This window comes from Bradyrhizobium sp. F1.13.3 (assembly GCF_040548265.1).
Lineage (GTDB): Bacteria > Pseudomonadota > Alphaproteobacteria > Rhizobiales > Xanthobacteraceae > Bradyrhizobium.
Genome location: NZ_JBEPRI010000011.1, coordinates 36,327 through 60,789, shown reverse-complemented (window position 1 = coordinate 60,789; position 24,463 = coordinate 36,327). Strand labels below are relative to the sequence as shown.

At 64.1% G+C, this 24,463-nt stretch carries 21 protein-coding genes, 1 other RNA gene and 1 pseudogene; 12 read left to right on the top strand and 11 right to left on the bottom strand.

Annotated elements, in window-relative coordinates; all coding sequences use genetic code 11:
- Positions 1-168: 168 nt before the first annotated feature.
- The 4 genes from fba to tkt all read right to left on the bottom strand — a co-directional run bounded on the left by fba (position 169) and on the right by tkt (position 5,786).
- Positions 169-1,236, bottom strand: a complete 1,068-nt coding sequence (gene fba / locus ABIB66_RS26900; RefSeq protein WP_275174305.1) for a class II fructose-bisphosphate aldolase — start codon at positions 1,234-1,236, stop codon at positions 169-171.
- A 67-nt stretch (positions 1,237-1,303) separates the two neighbouring features.
- Positions 1,304-2,500: a phosphoglycerate kinase gene (locus ABIB66_RS26895; protein ID WP_354256182.1), complete on the bottom strand. Its 1,197-nt coding sequence runs from the start codon at positions 2,498-2,500 to the stop codon at positions 1,304-1,306.
- 145 nt (positions 2,501-2,645) lie between these two features.
- Positions 2,646-3,653 (bottom strand): type I glyceraldehyde-3-phosphate dehydrogenase, encoded by a 1,008-nt coding sequence (gene gap / locus ABIB66_RS26890; RefSeq protein WP_027515515.1) that lies wholly within the window; start codon positions 3,651-3,653, stop codon positions 2,646-2,648.
- Between the two features lie 147 nt (positions 3,654-3,800).
- On the bottom strand, positions 3,801-5,786 hold the full coding sequence (gene tkt, locus ABIB66_RS26885) for a transketolase (protein WP_354209430.1): 1,986 nt from the start codon (positions 5,784-5,786) through the stop codon (positions 3,801-3,803).
- A 377-nt stretch (positions 5,787-6,163) separates the two neighbouring features.
- Here tkt and ABIB66_RS26880 point away from each other — a divergent pair, with 377 nt between their 5' ends.
- From ABIB66_RS26880 to ABIB66_RS26860, 5 genes are all read left to right on the top strand, one after another.
- Positions 6,164-6,484, top strand: coding sequence for a DUF4164 domain-containing protein (locus ABIB66_RS26880; RefSeq protein ID WP_502918335.1), 321 nt, complete (start codon positions 6,164-6,166; stop codon positions 6,482-6,484).
- Positions 6,481-6,864, top strand: coding sequence for a cell division protein ZapA (locus ABIB66_RS26875; protein WP_007599950.1), 384 nt, complete (start codon positions 6,481-6,483; stop codon positions 6,862-6,864). Before ABIB66_RS26880 ends, ABIB66_RS26875 begins: the two co-directional genes overlap by 4 nt.
- A 48-nt stretch (positions 6,865-6,912) precedes the next feature.
- Positions 6,913-7,072: non-coding RNA, 6S RNA (gene ssrS, locus ABIB66_RS26870), on the top strand.
- Positions 7,073-7,262: 190 nt separating this feature from the next.
- Complete coding sequence (locus ABIB66_RS26865) at positions 7,263-7,859, top strand: 5-formyltetrahydrofolate cyclo-ligase (RefSeq protein ID WP_275174300.1); 597 nt, start codon at positions 7,263-7,265, stop codon at positions 7,857-7,859.
- Positions 7,837-8,661 (top strand): TIGR00282 family metallophosphoesterase, encoded by an 825-nt coding sequence (locus ABIB66_RS26860; RefSeq protein WP_275174298.1) that lies wholly within the window; start codon positions 7,837-7,839, stop codon positions 8,659-8,661. The genes ABIB66_RS26865 and ABIB66_RS26860 overlap by 23 nt, the downstream gene beginning before the upstream one ends.
- Before the next feature lie 218 nt (positions 8,662-8,879).
- On the opposite strand, the gene ABIB66_RS26855 is transcribed toward ABIB66_RS26860, so the two are convergent.
- The 5 genes and pseudogenes from ABIB66_RS26855 to ABIB66_RS26835 all read right to left on the bottom strand — a co-directional run bounded on the left by ABIB66_RS26855 (position 8,880) and on the right by ABIB66_RS26835 (position 15,796).
- Positions 8,880-10,223: a c-type cytochrome gene (locus ABIB66_RS26855; protein ID WP_354209429.1), complete on the bottom strand. Its 1,344-nt coding sequence runs from the start codon at positions 10,221-10,223 to the stop codon at positions 8,880-8,882.
- Positions 10,220-12,397, bottom strand: a complete 2,178-nt coding sequence (locus ABIB66_RS26850; protein ID WP_354209427.1) for a xanthine dehydrogenase family protein molybdopterin-binding subunit — start codon at positions 12,395-12,397, stop codon at positions 10,220-10,222. The genes ABIB66_RS26855 and ABIB66_RS26850 overlap by 4 nt, the downstream gene beginning before the upstream one ends.
- Before the next feature lie 8 nt (positions 12,398-12,405).
- A pseudogene (locus ABIB66_RS26845) lies at positions 12,406-12,869 on the bottom strand ((2Fe-2S)-binding protein).
- A 445-nt stretch (positions 12,870-13,314) separates the two neighbouring features.
- On the bottom strand, positions 13,315-15,207 hold the full coding sequence (locus tag ABIB66_RS26840; RefSeq protein ID WP_354209426.1) for a sensor histidine kinase: 1,893 nt from the start codon (positions 15,205-15,207) through the stop codon (positions 13,315-13,317).
- Between the two features lie 253 nt (positions 15,208-15,460).
- The gene (locus tag ABIB66_RS26835; protein WP_245286150.1) at positions 15,461-15,796 is read right to left on the bottom strand and encodes a hypothetical protein; all 336 of its coding nucleotides are present in this window, start codon (positions 15,794-15,796) and stop codon (positions 15,461-15,463) included.
- Positions 15,797-15,973: 177 nt separating this feature from the next.
- Here ABIB66_RS26835 and ABIB66_RS26830 point away from each other — a divergent pair, with 177 nt between their 5' ends.
- Together ABIB66_RS26830 and ABIB66_RS26825 are read left to right on the top strand one after the other, a co-directional pair.
- On the top strand, positions 15,974-16,237 hold the full coding sequence (locus ABIB66_RS26830) for a hypothetical protein (RefSeq protein WP_275174286.1): 264 nt from the start codon (positions 15,974-15,976) through the stop codon (positions 16,235-16,237).
- Between the two features lie 108 nt (positions 16,238-16,345).
- Positions 16,346-16,594 (top strand): hypothetical protein, encoded by a 249-nt coding sequence (locus tag ABIB66_RS26825; protein ID WP_275174284.1) that lies wholly within the window; start codon positions 16,346-16,348, stop codon positions 16,592-16,594.
- An 801-nt stretch (positions 16,595-17,395) separates the two neighbouring features.
- Here the strand turns inward: ABIB66_RS26825 and ABIB66_RS26820 are convergent.
- Both ABIB66_RS26820 and ABIB66_RS26815 read right to left on the bottom strand, forming a co-directional pair.
- Complete coding sequence (locus tag ABIB66_RS26820) at positions 17,396-18,820, bottom strand: methyl-accepting chemotaxis protein (RefSeq protein ID WP_354256175.1); 1,425 nt, start codon at positions 18,818-18,820, stop codon at positions 17,396-17,398.
- 109 nt (positions 18,821-18,929) lie between these two features.
- Positions 18,930-20,678: a methyl-accepting chemotaxis protein gene (locus ABIB66_RS26815; protein ID WP_354209424.1), complete on the bottom strand. Its 1,749-nt coding sequence runs from the start codon at positions 20,676-20,678 to the stop codon at positions 18,930-18,932.
- A 205-nt stretch (positions 20,679-20,883) separates the two neighbouring features.
- On the opposite strand from ABIB66_RS26815, the gene ABIB66_RS26810 reads away from it, so the two are divergent.
- The 5 genes from ABIB66_RS26810 to ruvB all read left to right on the top strand — a co-directional run bounded on the left by ABIB66_RS26810 (position 20,884) and on the right by ruvB (position 24,419).
- Entirely contained in the window at positions 20,884-21,630 is a 747-nt protein-coding gene (locus ABIB66_RS26810; RefSeq protein ID WP_354209423.1) for a YebC/PmpR family DNA-binding transcriptional regulator, read from the top strand.
- A gap of 71 nt (positions 21,631-21,701) precedes the next feature.
- The gene (ruvC, locus tag ABIB66_RS26805) at positions 21,702-22,229 is read left to right on the top strand and encodes a crossover junction endodeoxyribonuclease RuvC (protein WP_275174276.1); all 528 of its coding nucleotides are present in this window, start codon (positions 21,702-21,704) and stop codon (positions 22,227-22,229) included.
- Positions 22,226-22,843, top strand: a complete 618-nt coding sequence (gene ruvA, locus ABIB66_RS26800) for a Holliday junction branch migration protein RuvA (protein WP_354209421.1) — start codon at positions 22,226-22,228, stop codon at positions 22,841-22,843. Before ruvC ends, ruvA begins: the two co-directional genes overlap by 4 nt.
- A gap of 50 nt (positions 22,844-22,893) precedes the next feature.
- Complete coding sequence (locus tag ABIB66_RS26795) at positions 22,894-23,370, top strand: hypothetical protein (protein WP_354209420.1); 477 nt, start codon at positions 22,894-22,896, stop codon at positions 23,368-23,370.
- The gene (gene ruvB / locus ABIB66_RS26790; protein WP_354209419.1) at positions 23,367-24,419 is read left to right on the top strand and encodes a Holliday junction branch migration DNA helicase RuvB; all 1,053 of its coding nucleotides are present in this window, start codon (positions 23,367-23,369) and stop codon (positions 24,417-24,419) included. Before ABIB66_RS26795 ends, ruvB begins: the two co-directional genes overlap by 4 nt.
- Positions 24,420-24,463 lie beyond the last annotated feature (44 nt).

Genomic DNA, 24,463 nt, shown 5'->3' with positions numbered 1-24,463 from the left:
GACCGTTCTCGGGCAAATGCCGAGTTAACGTTCGTCGCAGGGGCGCCGCTGTCATTCCGGGATGCGCCGAAAGGCGCAGGCCCGGAATCCATAACCGCAGGCTGTGGTCATGGATTCCGGGCTCACGCTCCGCGTGCCCCGGAATGACGGAAGGATGTGGTTGAGGCCTTACGCCACCTTCGGGGCGAGCTCGCCCTTGGCGTAGCGCTTGGCCATCTCGGCCGTCGTCAGCACCTTCTTGATCTTGGAGGCTTGCCCGGCGGTATTGAATTCCTGGAGCCGCTGCTTGCAGAGCTTGGTCATCGCTTCCATTGCGGGCTTCAGGTACTTGCGCGGGTCGAACTCTTCCGGATTGTCCTTGAGCACTTTCCGGATCTGGCCGGTCATCGCCATGCGGTTGTCGGTGTCGATGTTGATCTTGCGCACGCCGTTCTTGATGCCGCGCTGGATCTCGGCCACCGGCACGCCCCAGGTCGGCTTCATCTTGCCGCCATAGGTGTTGATGATGTCCTGGAGGTCCTGTGGCACCGACGAGGAGCCGTGCATGACGAGATGCATGTTCGGCAGCTTGCGGTGGATCTCCTCGATCACGTTCATGGCGAGGATGTCGCCGTCGGGCTTGCGGGTGAACTTGTAGGCGCCGTGAGACGTCCCCATCGCGATCGCGAGCGCGTCGACCTGGGTCTCCTGGACGAACTTCACCGCTTCATCCGGATTGGTCAGGAGCTGGTCGTGGCTGAGCTTGCCCTCGGCCCCGTGGCCGTCTTCCTTGTCGCCCATGCCGGTCTCGAGCGAGCCGAGCACGCCGAGCTCGCCCTCGACCGAGATGCCGCCGAGATGGGCCATGTCGGTCACGGTCTTGGTGACGCCGACATTGTAGCCCCAGTCGCCGGGGGTCTTGCCGTCAGCCTTGAGCGAGCCGTCCATCATGACAGAGGTGAAGCCGGCCTGGATCGCGGTCATGCAGGTTGCCGGCTCGTTGCCGTGGTCGAGATGCACGCAGACCGGGATGTGCGGATAGATCTCGGTCACCGCGTCCATCATGTGCTTGAGCATGACGTCGTTGGCATAGGAGCGCGCACCGCGCGAGGCTTGGATGATGACGGGCGCGTCGACCTGGTTGGCCGCGTCCATGATCGCCAGCGCCTGCTCCATGTTGTTGATGTTGAAGGCCGGGACGCCGTAATCGTTCTCCGCCGCATGGTCGAGCAATTGACGCAACGTGATCCGAGCCATCTGTGTTTTTCTCCCGTTTGGGCCTGCAAGGCCACTGCTTGAAGGCGGCTGACGAATTGCCGACCGATTACTTGGTGCGCAGAACTTCGACGCCGGGCAGGGGCTTGCCTTCCATCCATTCAAGAAATGCGCCACCGGCGGTCGAGACATAGGTGAAATGACCGGCCACATGGGCCTGGTTGAGGGCCGCCACGGTGTCGCCGCCGCCCGCGATCGAGATCAGCTTCTTGGCTTTGGTGCGCTCGGCCGCGTGCTTGGCGGCGGACATCGTGCCGCGGTCGAATGGCTGCATCTCGAAGGCGCCGAGCGGTCCGTTCCAGACCAGCGTCGCCGCATCGTCGATCGCGGCATGGACACGCGCGATCGATTGCGGACCGACGTCGAGGATCATGCCGTCGGCCGGGATCGCGTCGAGGCCATAGGCGTGCGACGGCGCGTTGGCCGCGAAATGATAGGCGACGGTGGCGTCGACCGGCAGGATGATGGCGCAGTTGGCGGCTTCCGCCTTTTCCATGATGCGCAACGCGGTCGCGGCGAGATCCTTCTCCGCCAGCGACTTGCCGATACCGACGCCCTGGGCGTGCAGGAAGGTGTTGGCCATGCCGCCGCCGATCACCAGCGCGTCGACCTTGGTCACCAGGTTTTCGAGCAGGTCGATCTTGGTCGAGACCTTGGCACCGCCGATGATTGCGATGACGGGCTTGGTCGGTGAGCCCAGCGCCTTCTCCAGCGCGACCAGTTCGGCCTGCATGGTGCGGCCGGCATAGGCGGGCAGCTTGTGGCCGAGGCCTTCGGTCGAGGCGTGGGCGCGGTGCGCGGCCGAGAACGCGTCGTTGACCCAGATGTCGCCGAGTTTTGCGAGCTCCGCGGCAAAGGCGGGATCGTTCTTCTCTTCCTCTTTGTGGAAGCGGGTGTTTTCCAGACAGAGGATGTCGCCGTCCTTCAGGCCGGCAACGGCCTTGGCCGCGGGCTCTCCGATGCAGTCGTCGGCGAAGGCGACGGGCTTCTTAACGACCTTGGCGAGCGCCTCGGCAACGGGCTTGAGCGAGTCCTTGGCATCGCGCCCCTTCGGCCGTCCGAAATGCGCGAGCAGGATGACCTTGCCGCCCTTGTCCGAGATTTCGGTGATGGTCGGCGCGACGCGCTCGAGCCGGGTTGCGTCGCTGACGCGCCCGTTCTCCATGGGCACGTTGAGATCGACGCGCAGCAGCACGCGCTTGCCCTTCACGTCGACGTCGTCGAGGGTGCGGAATTTGTTGGTCATCTCTGGGCTCTCTTGTCCCGGGCCTCTAGGAGGTCATTCCGGGCGCGCGTAGCGCGAACTATGGTGCGCAATTGCGCACCTGAGAATCTCGAGGTTCCGGGTCTGGTCCTTCGGACCATCCCGGAATGACGAAACAGCTGCGGAGTTAGATCACCTTCGCCATCGCGACGGCGGTGTCCGCCATGCGATTCGAGAAACCCCACTCGTTGTCGTACCAGGACATCACGCGCACCAGCGTGCCGTTCTGCACCTTGGTCTGGTCCATGTGGAACGTCGAGGAGTGCGGGTCGTGGTTGAAGTCGATCGAGACGTTCGGCGCGGTGGTGTAGCCGAGGATGCCCTTGAGCTGCTGCTCGGAGGCACGCTTCATCGCCTCGTTGATTTCCTTCGGATCGGTGGCGCGCTTGGCGACGATCTTGAGGTCGACGACCGAGACGTTCGGGGTCGGCACGCGGATCGCGACGCCGTCGAGCTTGCCCTTCAGTTCCGGCAGCACGAGGCCGATCGCCTTGGCGGCGCCGGTCGAGGTCGGGATCATCGACATCGCAGCCGCGCGGCCGCGATAGAGATCCTTGTGCATGGTGTCGAGTGTCGGCTGGTCGCCGGTGTAGGCGTGGATCGTGGTCATGAAGCCGGTCTCGATGCCGACCAGGTCGTTCAGCACCTTGGCGATCGGCGCAAGACAGTTGGTGGTGCAGGAGCCGTTGGAGACGACCAGATGTTCCCGGGTCAGCGTGTCGTGGTTGACGCCGTAGACGATGGTGGCGTCGGCGCCGTCGGCCGGGGCGGAGACCAGCACGCGCTTGGCGCCGGCGGTCAGATGCGCGGAGGCCTTGTCCTTCGAGGTGAAGATGCCGGTGCATTCCATCGCGATGTCGATGCCGAGATCCTTCCAGGGCAGCTTCGAGGGATCGCGCTCGGCGGTCACCTTGATCTTGTTGCCGCCGAGGCTGATCGTGTCGCCATCGACGGTCACGGTGCCGGGGAAACGACCATGGACGCTGTCGAAGCGAAGCAGATGGGCGTTGGTCTCGACCGGGCCGAGGTCGTTGATGCCGACGACCTCGATATCCTTGCGGCCGGACTCAGCGATGGCCCGCAGAATGTTGCGGCCGATGCGGCCAAAACCGTTGATTCCGACGCGGACTGCCATGTTTCGTCTCCTTCAATGACCGTTGTCATCCCGCACAACGCGCTAGCGCGCCTGCGAGGGTTTTTTTAGGGCGGACGCCCGGTTCGGCCGGGCGGGGCTTGATCATATGGGAAGTTAGGTAGTCCTTTTTTTCGGCAATCTCAACTCTCAGGAAACGCGTTTCAGAACGGCGTTAACTGCGGCCTCGGCGGTAATGCCAAAGTGCTGGAATACCTTGTTGAGAGGGGCGCTGGCGCCGAAGGAGTGCATGCCGATAAATTCGCCATCCTGGCCGATCACGGCGTCCCAGCCCCAGCGCACGGCGGCCTCGATCGCGACCTTGACCGGCGCGTTGCCGATGATCTCGTCGCGGCGCTCCTTTGGTTGCGCTAGCAGGAGCTCGAGCGAGGGAACCGAAACCACCCGGGTCGGAATGCCGCGCTCGGCGAGCTGCTTCTGGGCGGCCACGGCCATCTCCACTTCGGAGCCCGATGCGAACAGCGTCGCCTTGGCTTCGCCCTGGGCGGCGACCAGCTCGTAGGCACCAAACCGGCAGGGGCTCTCGTTCGGTGCGGTGGTGCGCAGCTGCGGCAGGTTCTGCCGGGTCAGCGCCAGCACTGTCGGGCCGTCGATGCGGTTGAGCGCGAGCTCCCAGCATTCGGCAACCTCGATGGAATCGCAGGGGCGGAACACGCGCATGTTGGGAATGGCGCGAAGCGCCGAGAGATGTTCGACCGGCTGGTGGGTCGGGCCGTCTTCGCCGAGACCGATGGAATCATGGGTCATGACATAAACGACCCCGGTCCCCATCAACGCGGCGAGCCGCATCGCGGGCCGGGCATAATCCGTGAACACCAGGAAGGTCGCACCGTTCGGTGCAAAACCACCGTGCAGGAAGATGCCGTTCATCGCCGCGCACATGCCGTGTTCGCGGATGCCGTAATGGATGAAGCGGCCCTTCGGCGACTTGGCCGAGAACGCGGTCGCCGACTTCGCCTTGTTGTTGTTGGAGCCGGTGAGGTCGGCCGAGCCCGCCAAAAATTCCATCGGCATCGCGCCGGCAATCACTTCGATCACGGCTTCGGATGATTTGCGGGTCGCCGCGGTCATCGGCTTTTCCAGCAGCTCCTTCTTGTAACCTTTGAACGCCTTCGCGAGCGCGGCCGGGCGCTCGTGGCGCAGGCGACGCTCGAACTCGGCGCGCTTGCGGCTGCCGAGTTCACCGAGCCTTGCTTCCCATTCCTGTCGTGCCGCCGCGCCACGGCTGCCGGCCGCGCGCCAGGCCTTCAGCACGTCGTCGGGCACCGAGAACGGCTCCAGCGAAATGCCGAGGTTTTCCTTGGCGGCCTTGAGTTCGTCGGCGCCGAGCGCTTCGCCGTGGACCTTGTTGGTGCCGGCCTTGTGCGGCGCGCCGAAGCCGATGGTGGTGCGGCACGCAATCAGCGTCGGCTTGTTTGATTTCTGCGCGCGCGCGATCGCGGCTGATATCGCGGCCTGGTCGTGGCCGTCGATCTTTTCGGCCGCCCAACCCGCCGACTTGAAGCGCTTCACCTGGTCCACGGAATCGGAGATCGAGGTCGGACCGTCGATCGAGATGCCATTGTCGTCATACAGCACGATGAGCTTGTTGAGCTTCCAGTGCCCGGCCATCGCGATCGCTTCCTGCGACACGCCTTCCATCAAATCGCCGTCGGAAGCGATCACATAGGTGTGGTGATCGACGATCTTCCTACCGAACTCGGCGGCGAGCATCTTCTCGGCGAGCGCCATGCCGACGGCGGTGGAAATGCCCTGGCCGAGCGGACCGGTGGTGGTCTCGATGCCCTTGGTGTGGCCGTGCTCGGGATGTCCTGGTGTCAGCGATCCCAACTGGCGAAAGTCCTTGAGCTGGTCGATCGTCATCTCGGGGCTGCCGATCAGATACAGCAGCGAATAGATCAGCATTGAGCCGTGCCCGGCCGAGAGCACGAAGCGGTCGCGGTCCGGCCAGTCCAGCGCGGCGACGTCGAATTTCAGGAACTGCGTGAACAGCACGGTCGCCATGTCGGCGGCGCCCATCGGTAGGCCCGGATGACCCGATTTCGCCTTTTCGACGCCGTCCATGGCAAGGCCGCGGATCGCATTGGCCATACGGTTGTGATCGACCTGCGTCATGTCTGAAAATCCGTCTGAAATGAGGCGCTTGTGGCTGGATTCGCCGCGCCGGAAGGAGCCTTTCGGCCGCTGGGGTCGCGGCTGGGATAGCATCTCGGTTCCGGCAGGCCAAGGCAATCAAACGCCGGTTTGGCCGCAAAAGTTGCTTACGGCATGATCCGGAAAAGTGGAGGCCGGTTTTCCGGCCAGATCATGCCCGGCAGGAACTGATAGATCGGGGTGAAGCCCATCCCGATCTATCAGTGCATAGTTTCGTGGCGGCGTTGCGCTCCGCTAGCTTGCCACGTAAATTTCTGCTTCTAACCGCTTGCCGAACCGAGTCTTTTGCCGGACGGCAAGCCCCCCGGGGATAGGCCACAGGTTCCGCCGCTGACTGCATGAACGATCGCGTATCCAACAGCTCTGCCATGACCGAGTCCTCGGCCGTCGAGATCGAGATCGCGACCCGCAGGCTCATGGCGGCGCTCGACTCGCTCGAAAGCGCGGTGGAGCGGCGGCGTGACGCCGATCGCGACGAGAACGAGCTCGCGGCGCGGATTCAGGCGCTGGGCGCGGACCGCTCGCGCCTTGCCGACGAGCTCGACGGCGCGCTGGTGAAGGCGCGCAAGCTCGAGCGCTCCAGCCGCGAGATCTCCGATCGGCTTGATTCCGCGATCGTCACGATACGTTCGGTGCTCAATACCGGAGAGGACGGATGAGCCACATCAACGTCACCATCAACGGCCGGCAATACCGCATGGCCTGCGAGGAGGGCCAGGAGGTGCGGCTGCTCAAGCTCGCCGAAAGCCTGGAGACGCGGATTCAGTCGCTGCGCGGAAAGTTCGGCGAGATCGGTGATGCCAGGCTCACCGTGATGGCGGCGCTGACCGTCTGCGACGAATTGGTCGACGCCGGCAACCGCATCCGGACGATGGAGCAGGAGCTGACCGAATTGCGGGATTTCCGCAACGCCGCCGTCGAGCGCGCCCGCTTGACCCAGACCGCGGTCGTGAACGCATTGAACTCTGCGGCCGAGCGCATCGAGAAGTCGACCCAGGTCCTGAACCGGACCGTCGGCAACGGGATCGCCATCGGCTGACCCTTCACCGGGCTGGCGATTCGTCAGCATCGTTGTTACATTGCCCAAGCGGGGCTGCGACGCGCGTCAGGAGCCATTATCCCCGGGGCCTTATCGATCCTTTAGGGAACTGTCCCTGGCCGGGCCCGTGGGCTCGGACATATGGTGCCCACCTACTTTCGTAGGGAACTCCGGGATCGAGTGCTTCAACGGCGTTCGCGGCTTCGCACTTTTGTTGCTTGGCAATGCGTTCTTGTCGAATGGCCCACGACAAACCGGCAGTGTCATGCCCCGGCTTGACCGGGGCATCCAGTACGCCGCGGCGTCGACGTTTGATTACTGGTGTCTCTGGAATACTGGATCGCCCGCTCCGCGGGCGATGACGGCGGAGCAAGGCTCAGCCTTCGGAGCAAGCGCGCATGACCAACACCAAAGCCGAACTCCGTGCCAAGGCCCTCGCGGCGCGCGATGCGCTGAGCGAAAAGAAACGCACCGCCGCCGCCGCCAAGCTCGCCAAGCGCGGGCTGCCGTTCCAGCTCCTGCCTGGCAGTATCGTATCCGGCTATTCGCCGATCCGCAGCGAGATCGATCCGATGCCGCTGCTGAAGAAGCTCGCCGAGCAGGGCGCCAGGCTCGCGCTGCCTTGCGTCACCGCGCGCGGCCAGGCGCTGATCTTTCGCGTCTTCCATCCCAACGATCGCCTGATGCTCGGCCCGCTCGGCATTCCCGAGCCGTCGCCTGGGGCCGCTGAAGTCATTCCCGACATCATGCTGACGCCGCTCGCTGCCTTCGATCGCCTTGGCCATCGCATCGGTTATGGCGCGGGGCACTACGACCACACTTTCGCGCATCTGCGAAAAGCCAAGACTATCGTCGGCATCGGGCTCGCTTTTGCAGCGCAGGAGATCAAGGCGGTTCCGGCACTAGCCCACGACGTCGCGCTGGATTATGTGCTAACGGAATCCGACGTATTCGATTTCCGGAGTTCTGAAGTTGCGCATTCTGTTCGTGGGTGATGTCGTCGGCCGTGCCGGGCGCAATGCCATCGCCGAATATCTGCCCGGCATGGTCAAGGACTGGTCGCTCGATCTCGTCGTCGTCAACGGCGAGAATTCCGCCGGCGGCTTCGGCATCACGGAAGCGATCTATCAGGAGTTTCTCGACGCCGGCGCCGACGCGGTGACGCTCGGCAATCACTCGTGGGACCAGCGCGAAGCGCTTGTGTTCATCGAGCGCGCCGAGCGCCTGGTGCGGCCGGCGAACTATCCGCGCGGTACGCCCGGCCGCGGCGCCGCATTGGTCGAGACCAAGAACGGGAAGCACGCGCTCGTCGTCAACGCGCTCGGCCGCGTCTTCATGACCCCGTTCGACGATCCCTTCGCAGCGCTGGAGCGCGAGCTCGGTGCCTGTCCGCTCGGCGTTGCCGCGGACGCCATCGTCGTCGATTTCCATTGCGAGGCGAGCAGCGAGAAGCAGGGCATCGGCTTCTTCTGCGATGGCCGCGCCAGCCTCGTCGTCGGCACCCACACCCATGTGCCGACCGCCGATCATCAGATCCTGTCGGGGGGCACCGCCTACATGACCGATGCCGGCATGACCGGCGACTACGATTCCATCATCGGTATGCAGAAGGAGGAGCCGCTGCGCAGGTTCACGTCAGGGATCCCGTCAGGGAGGTTCGAGCCGGCAGCGGGTGCCGCGACGCTCAGCGGCGTCGCGGTCGAGACCGATGATGCGACTGGCCTGGCACTGCGCATCGCGCCGGTGCGCGCGGGCGGCCGGCTGGAGCCCGCGACGCCGAAATTCTGGTTGAGCTGAAGCGACAAATTCAGTGTCGTCCCGGCCTAGTGCGCAATTGCGCACGGGGGCCGGGACCCATAACCCCAGGGAGTAGTGTGAGGCACAGCTCCCACTCCGAATCTTCGCCAAACGACTTCCTGTGGGTATGGGTCCCGGATCTGCGCTCCGCTCCGCTACGCTTGTCCGGGACGACAGTAGAGATTGACGCGCGATTGCGCATCAATCCCGCTGCGCCACTACTCCGCCGTCTGCTCCCTCAACTCCGCAACATCCTTCGCCGTGAGCTTCGAGCCCTTCGTCCCGAACCGCGCCGTGACATAATTCGCGACCGCCGCGATCTCGTCATCGCTATACGCGTTGCCGAACGCGGGCATCGATAGTGCCCCGTCCGGCGTGTGGCGCTTGGTGCCTGACAGCACGATCTGCGCGACGTTGGTGGCGGCGGGGTCGTTGACGGCCCAGGTGCCGGTCAGCGTCGCCATCGGCGAGACCGGGCTCTCGCCGCTCCAGCCATGGCAGCTGGCGCAGGCGCTGGCGAACATCTTCTTGCCGCGCGCGTCCGCCGTGACACCGTCCTTGTGCGAGGCGGGCGCAACGGGTGCGGTGGTTGCGGGCAGGTCGGGCGAGGGCTGCGGCGGCACGCTGCGCAAATAAGCGACGATGCTGCTTATGTCCTCAGGCGCGAACTGGCTAAAACTGTGGTCGACCGCTTCACCCATCGGACCCGACGCCGAGCCGTGGCCCGGCGCATGGCCAAGCGACAGATAGGAGATCAGGTCCTCGTCGCGCCAGTTCCCGAGACCAGTGGCCTTGTCGGAGGAGATGTTGAAGGCGCGCCAGCCGGCCGTGATTGCGCCTGCGAATTTCTTGCGGTTGTCCAACGCAAAGCCGAGATTGCGCGGCGTGTGGCATTCGCCGCAATGCGCCAGCGCCTCCACGAGATAGGCGCCGCGATTCCACTCCGGGCTCTTCGACGTATCCGGCGCAAAGCGCGTGTCGGGATTGAACACGGCCGACCAGACAATCATGGCCCAGCGCTGGTTGAACGGGAACGACAGCGTGTTCTCGGGCGGCTTCGCACGCACCGCCGGCAGGCTGAACAGATAGGCCTTCACTGCCAGCACGTCCTCGTCGGTCATGTAGGTGTAGGACGTGTACGGCATCGCCGGATAAAGCCGGGCGCCGTCATGGCGCTTGCCGCGCTGGACCGCGTTGAGGAAATCCTGGTCGCTGTAATTGCCGATGCCGGTGTCCTTGTCCGGCGTGATGTTGGTCGAATAGAGCGTGCCGAACGGCAGCTTGAAGCCGAGCCCGCCGGAATAGTCCTTCTCGCCCGGCTTGCTGTGGCAGACCATGCAATCGGCCGCCTTCGCGAGATATTCGCCGCGCTCGACGATGCCAGCCTTCTCCAGCTTCGCCGGCACGCCGGCCGGCTTGCCCGCGCGATAATCCGCCAGCGCCACCTTGGGGCCGCCGGCGAAGTCGAGCGGGCCGGGGCCGCGGATGAACCAGACGCCGAGTCCCGCCAGCACGATGGCGATCACGACGATGCCAGTGAGGATACGCATCTTGCCGCTCATGCCTTTTTCCCCGCAGCCAGCAGTTTCCGATCGATCGGCAGGCGCCGCAGCGCGACGCCGGTTGCCGCGTAAATGGCGTTGCGCAGCGCCGGCGGTCCAGCATTGACGCCGGCCTCACCGATGCCGCCGGGCGCCTCGCCGCTCTTGACGACGAAGACCTCGATCTTCGGAGTCTCGTTGATGCGCATCATGCGGTAGTCGTGGAAGTTCGACTGCTGCACGCGGCCCTTCTCGATGGTGATCTCGCCATAGAGCGCGGCGGTGAGGCCGAACACTAGCCCGCCCTCGATCTGCGCCTTCACCGTATCAGGATTGACCGCGATGCCGGTGTCGACCACCGAGGTGATGCGGCGGAGCACGATCTCGCCGATATCGTCGATCTCCGCTTCCACCACGGTGGCGAGGAAGCTTGCAAACGACGGCTGGACGCAGACGCCGCGACCGACGCGCGGTGGCAGCGGTTGGCCCCAGCCGGATTTCTCGGCCGCGAGATTGAGCACCGCGAGCATGCGCGGATTCTTCGTCAGCATCGAGCGGCGGAATTCGACCGGATCCTTGCCGGCCTTGCGCGCGAGCTCGTCCATCGCGCATTCGACCGCGAACACGTTGTTGTTCGGACCGACGCCGCGCCAGAAGCCGGTGGGCACCGCCGGCGGTTCGGCGCGGACATATTCGACATGGAAGTTGGCGAAGTCGTAGGGCGCATCCACCGCGGCATCGACCGCGTCGATGTCGATGCCTTTCTGGAACGCCGGCGGCAGCCAGCGCGCCAGCACGGCGGAGCCGGCGACCTTGTACTTCCAGGCCGCGACCTTGCCGTCGACCAGCGACGCCGTGACCTGGTCGCGGTAGACCGGGCGATAGACGTCGTGCTGGATGTCCTCCTCACGAGTCCATATCACCTTGACGGGATAGTCGACCTGTTTTGCGATCTTCACGGCGGCGACCACCATGTCCGGTTCGAGCTTGCGGCCGAAGCCGCCGCCGAGCAGATGCTGGTTGACGATCACCTTGTCGACGGGGAGGCCCGCGGCCTTCGCCGCCTCCGACTGCACGCGCGTCATGATCTGCGTCCCGGTCCAGATCTCGCAGGCATCCGGCCTGACGTGAACGGTGGCGTTGATCGGCTCCATCGAGGCGTGCGCCAGGAACGGCAGTTCGAAGCTCGCCTCGAACCTGTCGCCGCTCGCGAGCCCCTTGGCGATGTCGCCGACCGATTTCGCGACCACGCCGTCCTTCGCGCTGGCGGCGCGTAAATGCTGCCAGATGTCGTTTGTGCTGAGCTTCGCGTTCGGTCCCTCGTTCCACTCGATCTTGAGTGCATCGAGGCCTTTCTTGGCGGCCCACATGTGGTCGCCGATCACGGCGACCGTGTCCTCGAGCACCACGACCTTGCGCACCCCCGGGATTTTCACAGCCGCGCTGTCGTCGACCTTGCCGACCTTGCCGCCGAAGACCGGGCAATTGGCGATCGCGGCGATCTTCATGCCGGGCAGGATTGCGTCGATGCCGTAGACGGCCTTGCCGTTGACCTTGTCCGGCGTGTCGAGCCGCTTCAGGGGCTGGCCGATGATCACGAAATCCTTGGGGTCCTTGAGCGGCACGTCCTTCGGCGGCGTCTTGCCCTGTGCGGCCAGTGCCAGTTCGCCATAGCCGAGCTTGCGGCCGCTTGCGGCATGCACGACCTCGCTCTTCGATGTCGTGCAGCTTGCAGGCTCGACCTGCCATTGCGCCGCTGCGGCCTGCACCAGCATCGCGCGCGCGCTCGCGCCGGCAGTGCGCAGCGGCTTCCACCAGGCACGAATCGAGGTCGAACCACCCGTGGCCTGCAGGCCGAAGGCGGGATTGGCGTAGAGCTGGTCGTTGGGCGGCGCGTGCAGCACCGCAACCTTTGCCCAATCCGCGTCGAGCTCTTCGGCCAGGATCATCGAGATCGAGGTATAAATGCCCTGGCCCATCTCGACCTGCGGCATGATCAGGACGGTGCGGCCAGTGTCTTCGATCCGGATGAAGGCGTTCGGCGCGAACTTGCCATCGGTGGTGTCACGCGGCTGCTCCGGTTCGTTGACGGCGGCGCGCAGCGGCAGATGGAAGGCGAGCAGGAATCCGGTCGCGAGACCGCCAGTTAGCAGCGAGCGGCGGGAAACGTCGGGAAGAGTCTTGTCTGCGATCATGGCGGACCTCATGACTGGCGGCCGGAGGCGGCCTGCTTGATGGCCTCGCGGATGCGCACATAAGTGCCGCAGCGGCAGATGTTGCCGGCCATCGCGGCGTCGATGTCGGAATCGTCAGGGCTGGGCGTTGCCGCCAGCAGTGCCGCGGCCGCCATGATCTGGCCGGACTGGCAATAGCCGCACTGGATCACTTCGGCATCGAGCCAGGCCTTTTGCACCTTTGCGCCGGCCGGCGTGCTGCCGACATGCTCGATCGTGGTGATGGCGCGGTTCGCGACCGCGCTGACCGGCAAGACGCAGGAGCGGACTGCCTTGCCATCGACGTGCACGGTGCAGGCGCCGCACTGCGCGATGCCGCAGCCGAATTTGGTGCCGGTCATCCCGAGGACGTCGCGCAGTACCCACAGCAGCGGCATTTCAGGTGGCGCGTCGAACGATTTCGTTTCGCGTTGATGGTGAGAACAGTTGCCATATGCATCCCCTTGCTCGCTCGATCGCTTACGGCGATCTAGTCAGCGAATTCGCGCGCACAATAATCATATCGATGCGAAACGATGAAGCGTCGACATGTCCGGCAATGCATATTTGCGGAGCGTGAGCGTCAGGCCATGACGTTCACGAATTTGTGCGGCGATCGCTGCAGTGATTTTGGGCTAATTGATATGATAATCGTCATTTTCTGACGTTTTTCTGAGTGGGCGATCGTTGATCGCCGCAGATGATCGTGCGAATGCACAAAATCATGCGATGACGAAACTCGTGCGATTATGGAAGTCAGACGGCGAGCACTTCTGACGCGATCAATTGCAGCGGCTCATTGTTGTGCCCTCTCCCCTTGTGGGAGAGGGCAGCGACGCCGGTAGACGCAGGCTCACTCGGGTGAGGGGTCGGTCTCCGCGTATGGGCGCCGTTTTGAATCAACCGACAAAGGGAAGCCTGATCGTGAACGAGGCGCCGCCGTGCTCCCGATTACTCGCTGATATGAACCCGTTGTGCGCTTCGATGATGGTGCGCGCAATGGACAGGCCCATGCCCATGCCTTCGGCTTTGCTGGTGTAAAACGGCTCGAAAACCTGTTTCAACTTGTCTTCTGGAATGCCGGGTCCGCGATCTGATACGGATAGCTCGGCGAATTGATCGGCGCGCGCAGTCCGGATGCTGATAGTGCGGCTTTCGGGAGACGTGTCCTTCATAGCCTCGACCCCGTTCAGCACAAGGTTCAAAATGACTTGTTGAAGCTGAATGCGGTCGCCGAGGATCGGTAGCGCATCGGACGTGATCACGTCGACCATTTCGAATTTTCGGCTGACGGTTAGTGCCGAAAGAAATCTCACCGTCTCTTGCACAACCTCATTGAGGTCCAGTTGCTTCAATTCGAACGGCGCCTTTTTAAGGAGGCTGCGCATCCTGCGAATGACCTCGGTGGCACGCCGGTCATCCTGTACAATATCGTTCACAATTTCCCTGAGTTCAACAACATCAGAAAGTGCAGCGATATCGGGACGCTGCGATTGCAGGATCGCGGCTGCGGTTTCGGCGTTCGTCAGAATAGACCCAAGCGGCTGGTTGATCTCGTGAGCAATCGAGGCGGTCAGTTCACCAGCGGTCGCGAAGCGATTGACGTGGGCCAGTTCAGCCATCCGCTGTCGCGACTGTACTTCGGCGAATTGACGCCGACGATGCTCAAATAACAAAAGTGCGATCAGTCCCGCTTGCGCGAGGACAAGCGCGATAGTGAACGTGATTTGCCACCAATATCGCTCCCACAACGTGGGCTCCCGGAAGTAGACGGCGCTACCGGGCGGCAGATCGCGCTCGGCAATTCCCCATCGCTGCATTTGTCGCCAGTCGAATATGGGAGATGCAACGTCAACGAATGATGGCTTGATGTCGGCGATCTTTTCGCCATTGAGGATGCGAAGCGCGACCGTGGCGGCTTTGGTGCTTTGCTCAACCACGGAATGCATGGGGCCACCGACGATGCCGTCTCCAAAAAAAGATTGGTCGTGAGTAAAGATCGGCGCGTTGGCCACCTTGGAAAGTTGGAGTAACGCGCCGGGCCCCTCATACGCCACGCCCGCGGCGTCAACATTCAGCAAGAGCCAGAAGATCGCACTATGTGGCGGGAGGGTCGCTGCGTCCTTCTGAATTTCTTCAAATGAAAGTTCATTGTAGTATCGAATTTGTACTCTCCCCGCCAGCGGCGCGGTTCGTCGGCGCGTCTCTTCCAGCCAATACGTTTCGCTTGGAGATGCTCCGATTACGACTGCAATTGTGGTTGTTAGAGGCAAGACGCTCAGAATATTTTCGAAGAACTCGATGGTGTTGTTGGTAGACCCTACCACGGTGTCATTTTCGCCCAATTTATCGAAGGCCACGCGCCGCCGCTCCACAGCCGTCAAGACCATCGGCGTATTTGGAAAAAGCTCTTTTCGGTGCCGCTGGACAAAATTGGCGGCTGGGGCGCCAATGGACATGATCAGATCGGGCGGGTTCTGGGTATTAAGGGCGTGAAGATAATCGACGAACGGACCATCTGATTTGTCGTTATTCAGGCGAGCAACCACAAGCGAGTGGTCCTGAAACTCCACTTTGCTGTGCCGACTTATTTCAGATCGAATGGCCTCTGCATAAACGGTCCAAGGCTTGAACCGAAGGCCGAACGAATGCAGCATCAGAACACGTTTCGGCGCTGGATCAGCTGCATAACTTTGGCCTGTCGTCGCGACCAACAATGCGACGGTCAACGCAGCGGTGAGGTTCCGCACGGGACGGGTCCGCCATGGTGAGGGAGGCAGCCAGAAAAGCATCGCACTCCAAGCCCCGATCCAGGTGGAGCACCGTAACCGCTCGATTAGATTAGCAACAAGGGGAAACTGCGGGGCAATTCTGACACAAGCAGGTCCGCAAGACCCGCGCGCTGCGTTGTGTACACTAATCTATGTAATTTAGGGGGATGATTCTTGAATATCCTCGCAACAGGCCGTCGCGCGGTCCGCACAAGGCCACGCCCTCGAAAGGACCCGCACAGTGCGAAGCCGCGCGATCGCCCGTCGCCACGGATTAATAGGCGCAAATATAGTTCCCGTAAGCATCGTAGCAGCTGCGGCGGTACGCAGCAGTGCCAAGGGCAGCCGCGCCTACCGCTGCCGCCCCTACACCGTAGCCCCGATAGCCATAGCCGCGATAGCCGCCCCGATAGCCGTAGCCACGGTAGCCTGCGCCGCGCACTGCAACAGCGCCGCCGCCTCGCGGTCCTCGAACTGCGACCGCACCGCCGCGGTATCCGCCGCCACCCCGATAGGCACCTCCGCCGCGCCGAGCCTCGGCATCATCGGGGATCAAGCAGGCGGTGAGCAAAACGAAAGCGGCAAGAGAAGCGAGAATATAGCGGAGCATGATGGAACCCTTCCATGAATTCATTGAGCCCCGCGCGCGAGATTGCGGCTCACTCCGGGCGTGAGGTTGATGTAGATCAATCGAACCCGCGCACTGCGACCCCTACGCTATGTTCAGCCGCACCTGAGGCGGCTTCCGTCACTTTCGGTGACGCAAGTGCGAAAAGGGAGGTCCGCCATGCATTCGAGAAAGCTTCGTTCGATCAAGTCCGCGACTGTTGCCGGGATTGCTGCCAGCGCCCTGTTCGGGCTTGCAGGTCTCACCCTCACTCCAGCCCCGGCCAATGCGGTCGTGTACTGCCAGTACACTGCTTACCCGGCGGGCTGCGTTGCCCGGGCAGGCGTCGTGCTCAGCCCGCGCCCGGTGGCGCGCGCCGCAGTCCGTCATAACGCCGGTGGCAATGCGAATGGTGGCGTCAATCGCGTTGGAGCCCGGCGGTAAAGGCCGGTTTCACAAGCCAGGAAGAAGCCGTCATCGTTTCGTCCCGGTGGCGGCTTTTCTTTCTCTGGCGGGGATAGGCCACCGGTACCGCCGGGGCGGCATTACGGCATGAAACACACTTGGTACGTCACTTTTGAGGTGCCGCCGGACGGCACACTGTCACGACGGCGACATCCGCGCCTGACCAACACGTTTGAAAGCGAAGCAGCAGCCAAGGATTTTGCGCGAACCAAATTTAACGACGGACTGGTCGTCACTGCAGGGACTATCATCCCTCACTTTCCGAGAGTGTCGATCCCATCGACCGAAATCCCAAAATGGCTTGAAGCACCGAACCAAGTTGATCCAGATCAATAAGGAGGCCACCGACGCTGGTGACATGCTCTGAGGGGGCAGCAACCGGGAGCCTGAACATGAATGAACGTTCGGAGCCGAAACAGGTCTGTCGTCGCAACGCACTCACTTTCATGGGATGCGCAGCGGTCTTTGGGCTAGTGGCCTCGCCCGTGAGTTTGACGCTGTCAACGGCGGAAGCTCAGACCACGGCGCCGACCGCCACGACCACCACGCCGCCAGCGGACGCGCCCAAGTCGGGCACAGAACGCCGCCAGGAGCGGCGCAGCGGTCGAACCGAGCGGCGACAGGAACGCCGGACCGGCCGCACAGAGCGGCGCCAAGAGAGGCGTACAGGACGCGACGAGCGACGGGACGCTCGCGATGGCACCCCGGCCACCACGACGACCACAGAGCAGAAAAAGTAGGCCGTTCATCGGGCAAAGCACAGCGACCGGGCCGCCTCAACGGAGGCCCGGAAGGCCCTACAGCGCGCCGCCAGCGCCGGGCTACCGGAAAGCGGGGCAAGCCCGTCTGTCGCATTCAGTAGGCCCGCAGCGAACCCGCGCGGCCTGAGGGCGGCTCGCATCGCGTGGCTCCCACAAGGAGAGCACGGAAGAGGAGGTGCTGGAAATTTCGGAATAATAGCACTCTACGCCTGTTTTGCCCGACGGCGCAACGCCCCACGAGGCGCCTGGACCGACGGATTCATCTGGAGCTTAAGTCATTGATTCTGCTCGCCCCGGCTACTGTGCATGGGGTTGTTTCGACGTTTTTGAATCAGGGAGGCCATTCGTCGCCGCTGCAAGCGCGTCGCGACGACCGTCAGCTCTGCCGAAAGCCCATCCGGAACGCGCCCCAGTGCTTGCCGCGGATCATGATCGGTGAGGACAGATCCTTCATGAGCACGAACTGACCGCCGCCCATGTCGCGGCGATAGGTCTGCAGCAGGAACGGCTTGGTGTTCGCAGCGACCTTCTGCACCGCGCGATCGGTGAACAGGCGGCGGTTGCGGCAATTGGCGTTATTCCAGACCGGGTCCTTGCCTTGCGGCAGGCGGTAGTTCGGGTTGTGCGTCGGCAGATAGCCGCCCTTGGCCCAGGCGACGCAGAACACGATGCGGGGATCGGACTTCTGGATCGGATCCTGGATCGCGGGCAGCACGCGGTCGGTGAAGTCGACATAGTCAGTGTTGTATTGCTTGGGATCGGTGCCGGGGATTTCCCGGTAGTTCTCGTCCATGAACTGGTCGAGCGTGATCTCGCCGCGCCCGATGGCGGCTTCGAACTCGTCGGAGATCCGCTTTGCGGTCTCGACGACAAGACGGATCAGCGGTGCATCCGACGTCTCGACGCCGCTGTCGGCGATCAGCGCGATCAGGCCTTCAGACGTGTCGAGCAGTTTGGTCACGCGCTGATCGGCATTCTTGAGATCGCGCGACGAAAGGTCGACGCCCTTGGCGAGCTCGTTGAGCTCGCTGATGACGGTGTCGCAATGTCCGAGATTGGAGGTCGCCGCGCGCGTGACGCTGCCGATCTCCGCTTCCACGGAGGCGAAGCCCTGCTGGACACGCGAGATGATGCCGGAGATCCGCTGGGCGCCTTCGCCGGCGGTCTTCGCGCGCTGCGAGGCATCGCTGCTCTCGCCGATCAGGCCTTCGATCTGGCCGTCGAGATCGCGCACGGTGTCGGAGATCTGGTGCGTGGCCTGGCGGGTGGCTTCCGCGAGGTTCTTGACCTCGCTTGCGACCACCGCGAAGCCGCGGCCGGCATTGCCGGCGCGTGCCGCCTCGATGGTGGCGTTGAGCGCGAGCAGGTTGGTCTGCTTCGCGATCGCCTCGATCGAGCCGGACACTTTGGCGACTTGTGCCAGCGCGGAGCCGACTGCGCTCAGCCGCGCCTCAATCCGCTCCACCGCTGCAACGAGCTCGGAAATGTGGCTGACGGCGGCGTCGACCGCGCCGCGCGACTGCGCGATCTCGCCGACCGCTGCTGACGTGGTCGTTTGCACCGCCTGCGACGCATTGGCGATGTCGTGATTGGCCGAGACCATCGTCTCGGCGGTTTCCTGGAGATGATGAAACCGTTCCGACTGGTTCGCGACGCGGTTTGCGACTTCCTGGACGTTGCCGGCGATGTCGGCGAGTTCCACGCCGAGGCCGCCGATGCGATCGGCGAGCTGATCGATCAGCCGTTCGGCAAGCGTTCGGTTGGAGCCGGTGTCCAGTACTGCAAGTTGTACGACGGACATGTCTTGAGAGTCCTCCAGTCAGAGCCGTTCGCCGGCTCTCCGCGGCATTCCCATTCCAATTCCGGTCTTAAGAGGTGATTCGCGCGTTGGCGTCTTGCCTGAGCGCGCACTAGAGCTTGTAGGCCGTCCTGAATCCGCCCCAGTGCCGGCCCTGCACGCGAATCGGAACGTCGATCTCGCGCATCATCACCGTATTTCCGTTGCCCATGTCGCGCGCATAGCTCTGCACCAGATACGAGCGCAGGTTGCGCGCGGCAGCCAACCCCGCCGGATCGTTGAAGATCCGCCGGTTGCGGCTGTTGGCCGTGTTCCAAGCGGCATCGCCCGGCCGCTGCGGATGCGAATAGATCCTGTTGTGCACCGGCAGGAAGCCGTTGCGATCGACCATGGCGCAGAACGCCAAGCGCGGGTCCTTTGCCAAAAAGGCTTCCTGGAACGCCGGCAGCGCGCGGTCGGCCCAGTGCAGATATCTGGTGCGGTACTGCTGCGGATCGGTTCCGGCGATTTCGGCGTAGTCAGTGTCGAAGAGGTCATCGATCTTCACCTCGCCGCGGGCAACCGCCTGCTCGAAGATCGCGGTCAGCGCGTTGCCCGCTTCCATGGCGCGGGTCACGAACTCGGTGTTTTCTTCGTGGATCGACCAGAGCCTGTCCTCGATCTTCTCGCTGAGCGCGGCATCGGGATTGACGAATTGCGCGCGGGCGCCGGCCTTGGATTGCTCGATCACGCGCAGGCGGCACGCCCCGACGTCTTCGAGGGTGCCTTCGATCATGGCTTGCGATGCAAGGCGGCCCGCGTCGGCGCCGCCGATCAGCACGCCGTCCATCGATATCTCGTAGACCGGCAGCACGCCGCGAGCGGTTTCGAGCTTGAGATGGCAGGGCAGCCGCTCGGTCTTGCGGCGGTCGTCGTGCTCGCTCTGGCGGAGCAGCACGGCACAGCGCGATTTCAGTTTCTGTGCGAAGGCGGTCACGGCCTTGCCTGCGCTGGCGACGTTCTCGCCGTGGTTCTCGGCCGCCTTGGTCGCAGCATCGATCTCGGCTGCGCTTTCGCCGACCGAGATGATGAACTCCGACGCGCTTGTCGCGTTGCCGGAGACTTCGCTGGTGGTGGCGTTCTGTTCGGCGACCGCGCCGTTGACGGTCTCGAACACCGGGCGTATGGCCTCGATCGCCTGCGAGATGCGGTGCACCGCATCCGCGGAGCCGGCAGCGTCGCGCTGCAGCGCGTCGATCTTTTTGGTGATTTCCTCCGTCGCGCCTTGGGTCTGCACCGCGAGTGCCTTGACCTCGGTGGCGACGACCGCAAAGCCTCTTCCCGCAGCGCCCGCGCGCGCGGCCTCGATGGTCGAGTTGAGCGCGAGCAGCGTCGTCTGCCGTGCGATCTGTGCGATCAGATTGACGACGTTGCCGATGGCGGCCGAAGATTCGCGCAAGCGATCGACATTGGCGCGGGCTTCCTGTGCTGCGGCGCTGGCCTCGTCGGCGAGCTTGCCGGCCTCGCGAACCTGCGCGCCGATGCCCAGCGCCGACTGGGTGAATTTGTCGGCGGCATGGGCGAAGGTGGAGGCGTTCGATTGCGCGGCGTTGGTCCGGCCGGTCAGGGCGTCGGTGCGGTCGCGAATGGCGGCAAGCGTCGTGGCGGTGGCCTCGGCGCCGCCGGCCACCGAATTGGCGGCGCGCTCGAGCTGGCGAATCATGGCGCCCAGCTCGAGTTCCAGCAGTTCCAGAATTTCCTTGGCCGAATCGCCTTCGACGGCCGCCGCGGGCTCGGAATGGGCCACCGGCTGCGCAGCCTGCGGGGCAGCCGCAGTTGCAGCCATGTCCGGCAGACGCTTCCGAAATAGTCCGAATGCCATCAGGTCTCTCTTGTCGGGGGACGGTCGGACGCTATTTTCGCAGGCTGGAATGAAATCAGGGTTAACGATGCCTGACATCTAGGCACGGTCCAGTACGGTGTTACCTTAAAGTCGTAGAGCCTCTTTCTTTCCAGTGGGGGGGCGGCCTATAAGGCCGCGCTTCCCACGCTCACCTTGGCGCACGAGTCCCTAGAGAAGATCACGCATGGCCGGACATTCCCAATTCAAGAACATCATGCACCGCAAGGGGCGGCAGGATGCCCAGAAGTCGAAACTGTTCGGCAAGCTGGCGCGGGAAATCACCGTCGCGGCCAAGCTGGGGACGCCCGACCCCAACATGAACCCGCGCCTGCGTGCGGCCATCATCGCGGCGCGCCAGGAGAACATGCCGAAGGACAATATCGAGCGCGCCGTCAAGAAGGCGCTCGGCAGCGACGGCGAGAATTATGACGAGATCCGCTACGAGGGTTACGGCCCCGGCGGCGTTGCCGTCATCGTCGAGGCGCTGACCGACAATCGCAACCGCGCGGCTTCCGACATCCGCTCCTTCTTCACCAAGTCCGGCGGCAATCTCGGCGAAACCGGCTCGGTCTCCTTCATGTTCGACCGCACCGGCATCGTCGAATATGACCGCAGCGTCGCCTCCGACGATGCGGTGCTGGATGCCGCGATCGAGGCCGGCGCTGACGACGTGGTATCGAGCGAAGGCGGCCATGAAATCTATGCCTCGACCGAAGGCTATCGCGACGTCGCCAAGGCGCTGGAGGCCAAGTTCGGCGAGCCGCGCAAGGCCGCGCTGATCTGGAAGCCGCAGAACACGGTCGCGGTCGACGACGAGACCGGCGAGAAGCTATTGAAGCTGATGGACCTGCTCAACGAGCACGACGATGTCCAGCACGTCTACGCCAATTTCGAGGTGTCGGACGCGCTGCTGGCGAAGATGGGCGGGTAGGGGGCCACTTCCCCTGTTACTTCCGTTCTGTTTCTGTTTCCCCCACGGCGGCCAGCCGCTATCACTGGCCCATGACGACGCTCCCGATTCGTGGCCCCGTTCGCATCATCGGCATCGACCCTGGCTTGCGCCGTACCGGTTGGGGCGTGATCGAGGCCGAGGGCAACCGGCTGATCTACGTCGCCTGCGGCTCGGTGGAGCCGCCGGACGATTTGCCGCTGGCGAGCCGGCTGCTCGCGATCCATGAGGGGCTCGCCGCCATCCTGTCCGGTCACAAGCCGATGGAAGCCGCGGTCGAGCAGACTTTCGTCAACAAGGACGGCGTCGCGACGCTGAAGCTCGGCCAGGCCCGCGGCGTCGCCATGCTCGCGCCCGCGATGTTCGGCATCAGTGTTGCCGAATACGCGCCGAACCAGGTGAAAAAGACGGTGGTCGGCGCCGGTCATGCCGACAAGCAGCAGATCGCGATGATGCTCAAGATTTTGCTGCCCAAGGCCGATCCGCCGTCCGCGGACGCCGCCGACGCGCTCGCTATCGCCATCACCCACGCCCATCATCGCCAGAGCACCGCGCTGCGGCTGAAGGTGGCTGGGTTATGATCGGCAAGCTCAAGGGCCTGATCGATTCCTACGGCGAGGATTTCGTCATCCTCGACGTCGGCGGTGTCGGTTATCAGGTGCACTGCTCGACGCGCACGCTGCAGCATCTGCCCTCGCCGGGCGAGGCCGCCGTGCTGTCGATCGAGACCTATGTCCGCGAGGACCAGATCAAGCTGTTCGGCTTCCGCAGCGACCAGGAGCGCGAATGGTTTCGCCTGCTCCAGACCGTGCAGGGCGTCGGCGCCAAGGTCGCGCTCGCCGTGCTCGGCACGCTCCAGCCGTCCGATCTCGCCAACGCGATCGCCTTGCGCGACAAGGCTGCGGTGGCGCGCACGCCCGGTGTCGGCCCCAAGGTCGCCGAGCGCATCGTCACCGAACTGAAAGACAAGGCGCCGGCCTTTTCCAATGTCGATCCGGCTGTCGTGCACCTCGCCGGCGCCGTCGACGACCAGCGCGCGCCGCGGCCGGTGGCGGATGCGATCTCCGCGCTGGTCAATCTCGGCTACGGCCAGCCGCAAGCTGCCGCCGCGATCGCATCGGCCTCGCGTAGCGCGGGCGAGAGCGCCGGGACTGCGCAGCTCATCCGGCTGGGCCTGAAGGAGCTGTCGAAGTGAGTGCGGCCCGCGCCAATCCTGTCGCCATTCTTTTTCGTCGCCTTTCGCGCGTGGCCGGCATCGTCGCGATCTTCTCCGTTGTGGGGCCGCTGACGGTCGCCGCGCTGGTCTCGGTGATGGTGACGACGCTTGGTGCCGCGGTGCTGCAGATGTTTCTTGCGCTCCTCGAACTGGAGGCACTGCGCACCCTGGTTTCGGTCGCGGTCGTGCTGCTGGCCATCGCGACGATTCTCGCCTCGTTCCTTCCTGCAGTCGCCGCCGGCTTGATCTTCGCACTGGCTGCGGTCTACGCCGACCTCAACATGATCTGGATGGCGTGGCTCGCCGCAGCCGTGGCCGCCGCCGGCTTCGTCGGGTTTGGCATGTTCGTTGTTCCTGCCGAAACTTCGGCGGTGATCTTGCCGAGTGTCCGTTCCGCGCCTGAGGCGCTGAAGCTTTCCGCCATGCTCGCCATCGTCGCTGTCATCCCGGCCAGCCTGTGCTGGTGGCTCGCGAAACCGCTGCACCGTGTTATCCTGCCCGCATGAGCACGCCTCCCCGCATGGTCACCCCCGAGCGCCGCAACGATGATGTCGGCGACACTGCGCTGCGCCCGCAATCGCTGTCCGACTTCGTCGGCCAGCAGCAGGCGCGCAAGAATCTGTCTATCTTCATCGAGGCGGCGCGCAAGCGCGGCGAGGCGCTGGATCACGTGCTGTTCGTCGGCCCGCCGGGCCTTGGCAAGACCACGCTGGCGCAGATCGTGGCCAAGGAGCTCGGCGTCGGCTTTCGTGCCACGTCGGGCCCGGTGATCGCCAAGGCCGGCGATCTTGCGGCGCTGCTCACCAATCTCGAAGAGCGCGATGTGCTGTTCATCGACGAGATCCATCGCCTGAGCCCGGCGGTGGAAGAGGTGCTCTATCCCGCGATGGAGGATTTTCAACTCGACCTCATCATCGGCGAGGGCCCGGCGGCGCGCTCGGTGAAGATCGAGCTATCGAAATTCACCCTTGTCGGCGCCACCACCCGCGCCGGCCTGCTCACCAATCCCTTGCGCGACCGCTTCGGCATTCCGATCCGGTTGAATTTCTACACGATCGAAGAGCTTGAGAGCATCGTCACCCGGGGCGCCCGCGTGCTCAACGTCGGCATGAGCGCCGATGGCGCCAACGAGATCGCGCGCCGCGCCCGTGGCACGCCGCGTATCGCCGGCCGGCTGTTGCGCCGCGTGCGCGATTTTGCTTCGGCGGCCGATGCCGACAGGATCGATCGCAAGATTGCCGACCACGCGCTGAGCGCGCTCGAGGTCGACGCCGCCGGCCTCGATGCCATGGACCGCCGCTATCTCACGACCATCGCGCAGAACTATGGCGGCGGCCCGGTCGGCGTCGAGACGATGGCCGCCGCGTTGTCCGAGCCGCGCGATGCGATTGAGGACATCATCGAGCCCTATCTGATCCAGTGCGGCTATCTGCAGCGCACCCCGCGCGGCCGCCTGCTCACCTCGCACGCCTTCCGCCACCTCGGCATCAGCGAGCCCTCGCGCGATGCGGCGGCGCAGTTCGGCCTGTTCGGCACCGACGAGAGCGACGACTGATCTGCGCAAGTGCAGACTGCTCGGGCCGTCATGAATTTCCGGTC

What these genes read in the sequence shown, in the direction of transcription:
- ABIB66_RS26895 (WP_354256182.1), bottom strand. Translation starts at nt 2,500, where the DNA reads ATGACCAACAAATTCCGCACCCTCGACGACGTCGACGTGAAGGGCAAG.
- ruvB (WP_354209419.1), top strand. Translation starts at nt 23,367, where the DNA reads ATGAGCACGCCTCCCCGCATGGTCACCCCCGAGCGCCGCAACGATGAT.
- ruvC (WP_275174276.1), top strand. Translation starts at nt 21,702, where the DNA reads ATGACGACGCTCCCGATTCGTGGCCCCGTTCGCATCATCGGCATCGAC.
- ABIB66_RS26820 (WP_354256175.1), bottom strand. Translation starts at nt 18,820, where the DNA reads ATGTCCGTCGTACAACTTGCAGTACTGGACACCGGCTCCAACCGAACG.
- gap (WP_027515515.1), bottom strand. Translation starts at nt 3,653, where the DNA reads ATGGCAGTCCGCGTCGGAATCAACGGTTTTGGCCGCATCGGCCGCAAC.
- ABIB66_RS26840 (WP_354209426.1), bottom strand. Translation starts at nt 15,207, where the DNA reads ATGCTTTTCTGGCTGCCTCCCTCACCATGGCGGACCCGTCCCGTGCGG.
- ABIB66_RS26830 (WP_275174286.1), top strand. Translation starts at nt 15,974, where the DNA reads ATGCATTCGAGAAAGCTTCGTTCGATCAAGTCCGCGACTGTTGCCGGG.
- ABIB66_RS26850 (WP_354209427.1), bottom strand. Translation starts at nt 12,397, where the DNA reads ATGATCGCAGACAAGACTCTTCCCGACGTTTCCCGCCGCTCGCTGCTA.
- ABIB66_RS26810 (WP_354209423.1), top strand. Translation starts at nt 20,884, where the DNA reads ATGGCCGGACATTCCCAATTCAAGAACATCATGCACCGCAAGGGGCGG.
- ABIB66_RS26825 (WP_275174284.1), top strand. Translation starts at nt 16,346, where the DNA reads ATGAAACACACTTGGTACGTCACTTTTGAGGTGCCGCCGGACGGCACA.
- tkt (WP_354209430.1), bottom strand. Translation starts at nt 5,786, where the DNA reads ATGACGCAGGTCGATCACAACCGTATGGCCAATGCGATCCGCGGCCTT.
- ruvA (WP_354209421.1), top strand. Translation starts at nt 22,226, where the DNA reads ATGATCGGCAAGCTCAAGGGCCTGATCGATTCCTACGGCGAGGATTTC.
- ABIB66_RS26835 (WP_245286150.1), bottom strand. Translation starts at nt 15,796, where the DNA reads ATGCTCCGCTATATTCTCGCTTCTCTTGCCGCTTTCGTTTTGCTCACC.
- ABIB66_RS26880 (WP_502918335.1), top strand. Translation starts at nt 6,164, where the DNA reads ATGAACGATCGCGTATCCAACAGCTCTGCCATGACCGAGTCCTCGGCC.
- ABIB66_RS26865 (WP_275174300.1), top strand. Translation starts at nt 7,263, where the DNA reads ATGACCAACACCAAAGCCGAACTCCGTGCCAAGGCCCTCGCGGCGCGC.
- ABIB66_RS26875 (WP_007599950.1), top strand. Translation starts at nt 6,481, where the DNA reads ATGAGCCACATCAACGTCACCATCAACGGCCGGCAATACCGCATGGCC.
- ABIB66_RS26815 (WP_354209424.1), bottom strand. Translation starts at nt 20,678, where the DNA reads ATGGCATTCGGACTATTTCGGAAGCGTCTGCCGGACATGGCTGCAACT.
- fba (WP_275174305.1), bottom strand. Translation starts at nt 1,236, where the DNA reads ATGGCTCGGATCACGTTGCGTCAATTGCTCGACCATGCGGCGGAGAAC.
- ABIB66_RS26855 (WP_354209429.1), bottom strand. Translation starts at nt 10,223, where the DNA reads ATGAGCGGCAAGATGCGTATCCTCACTGGCATCGTCGTGATCGCCATC.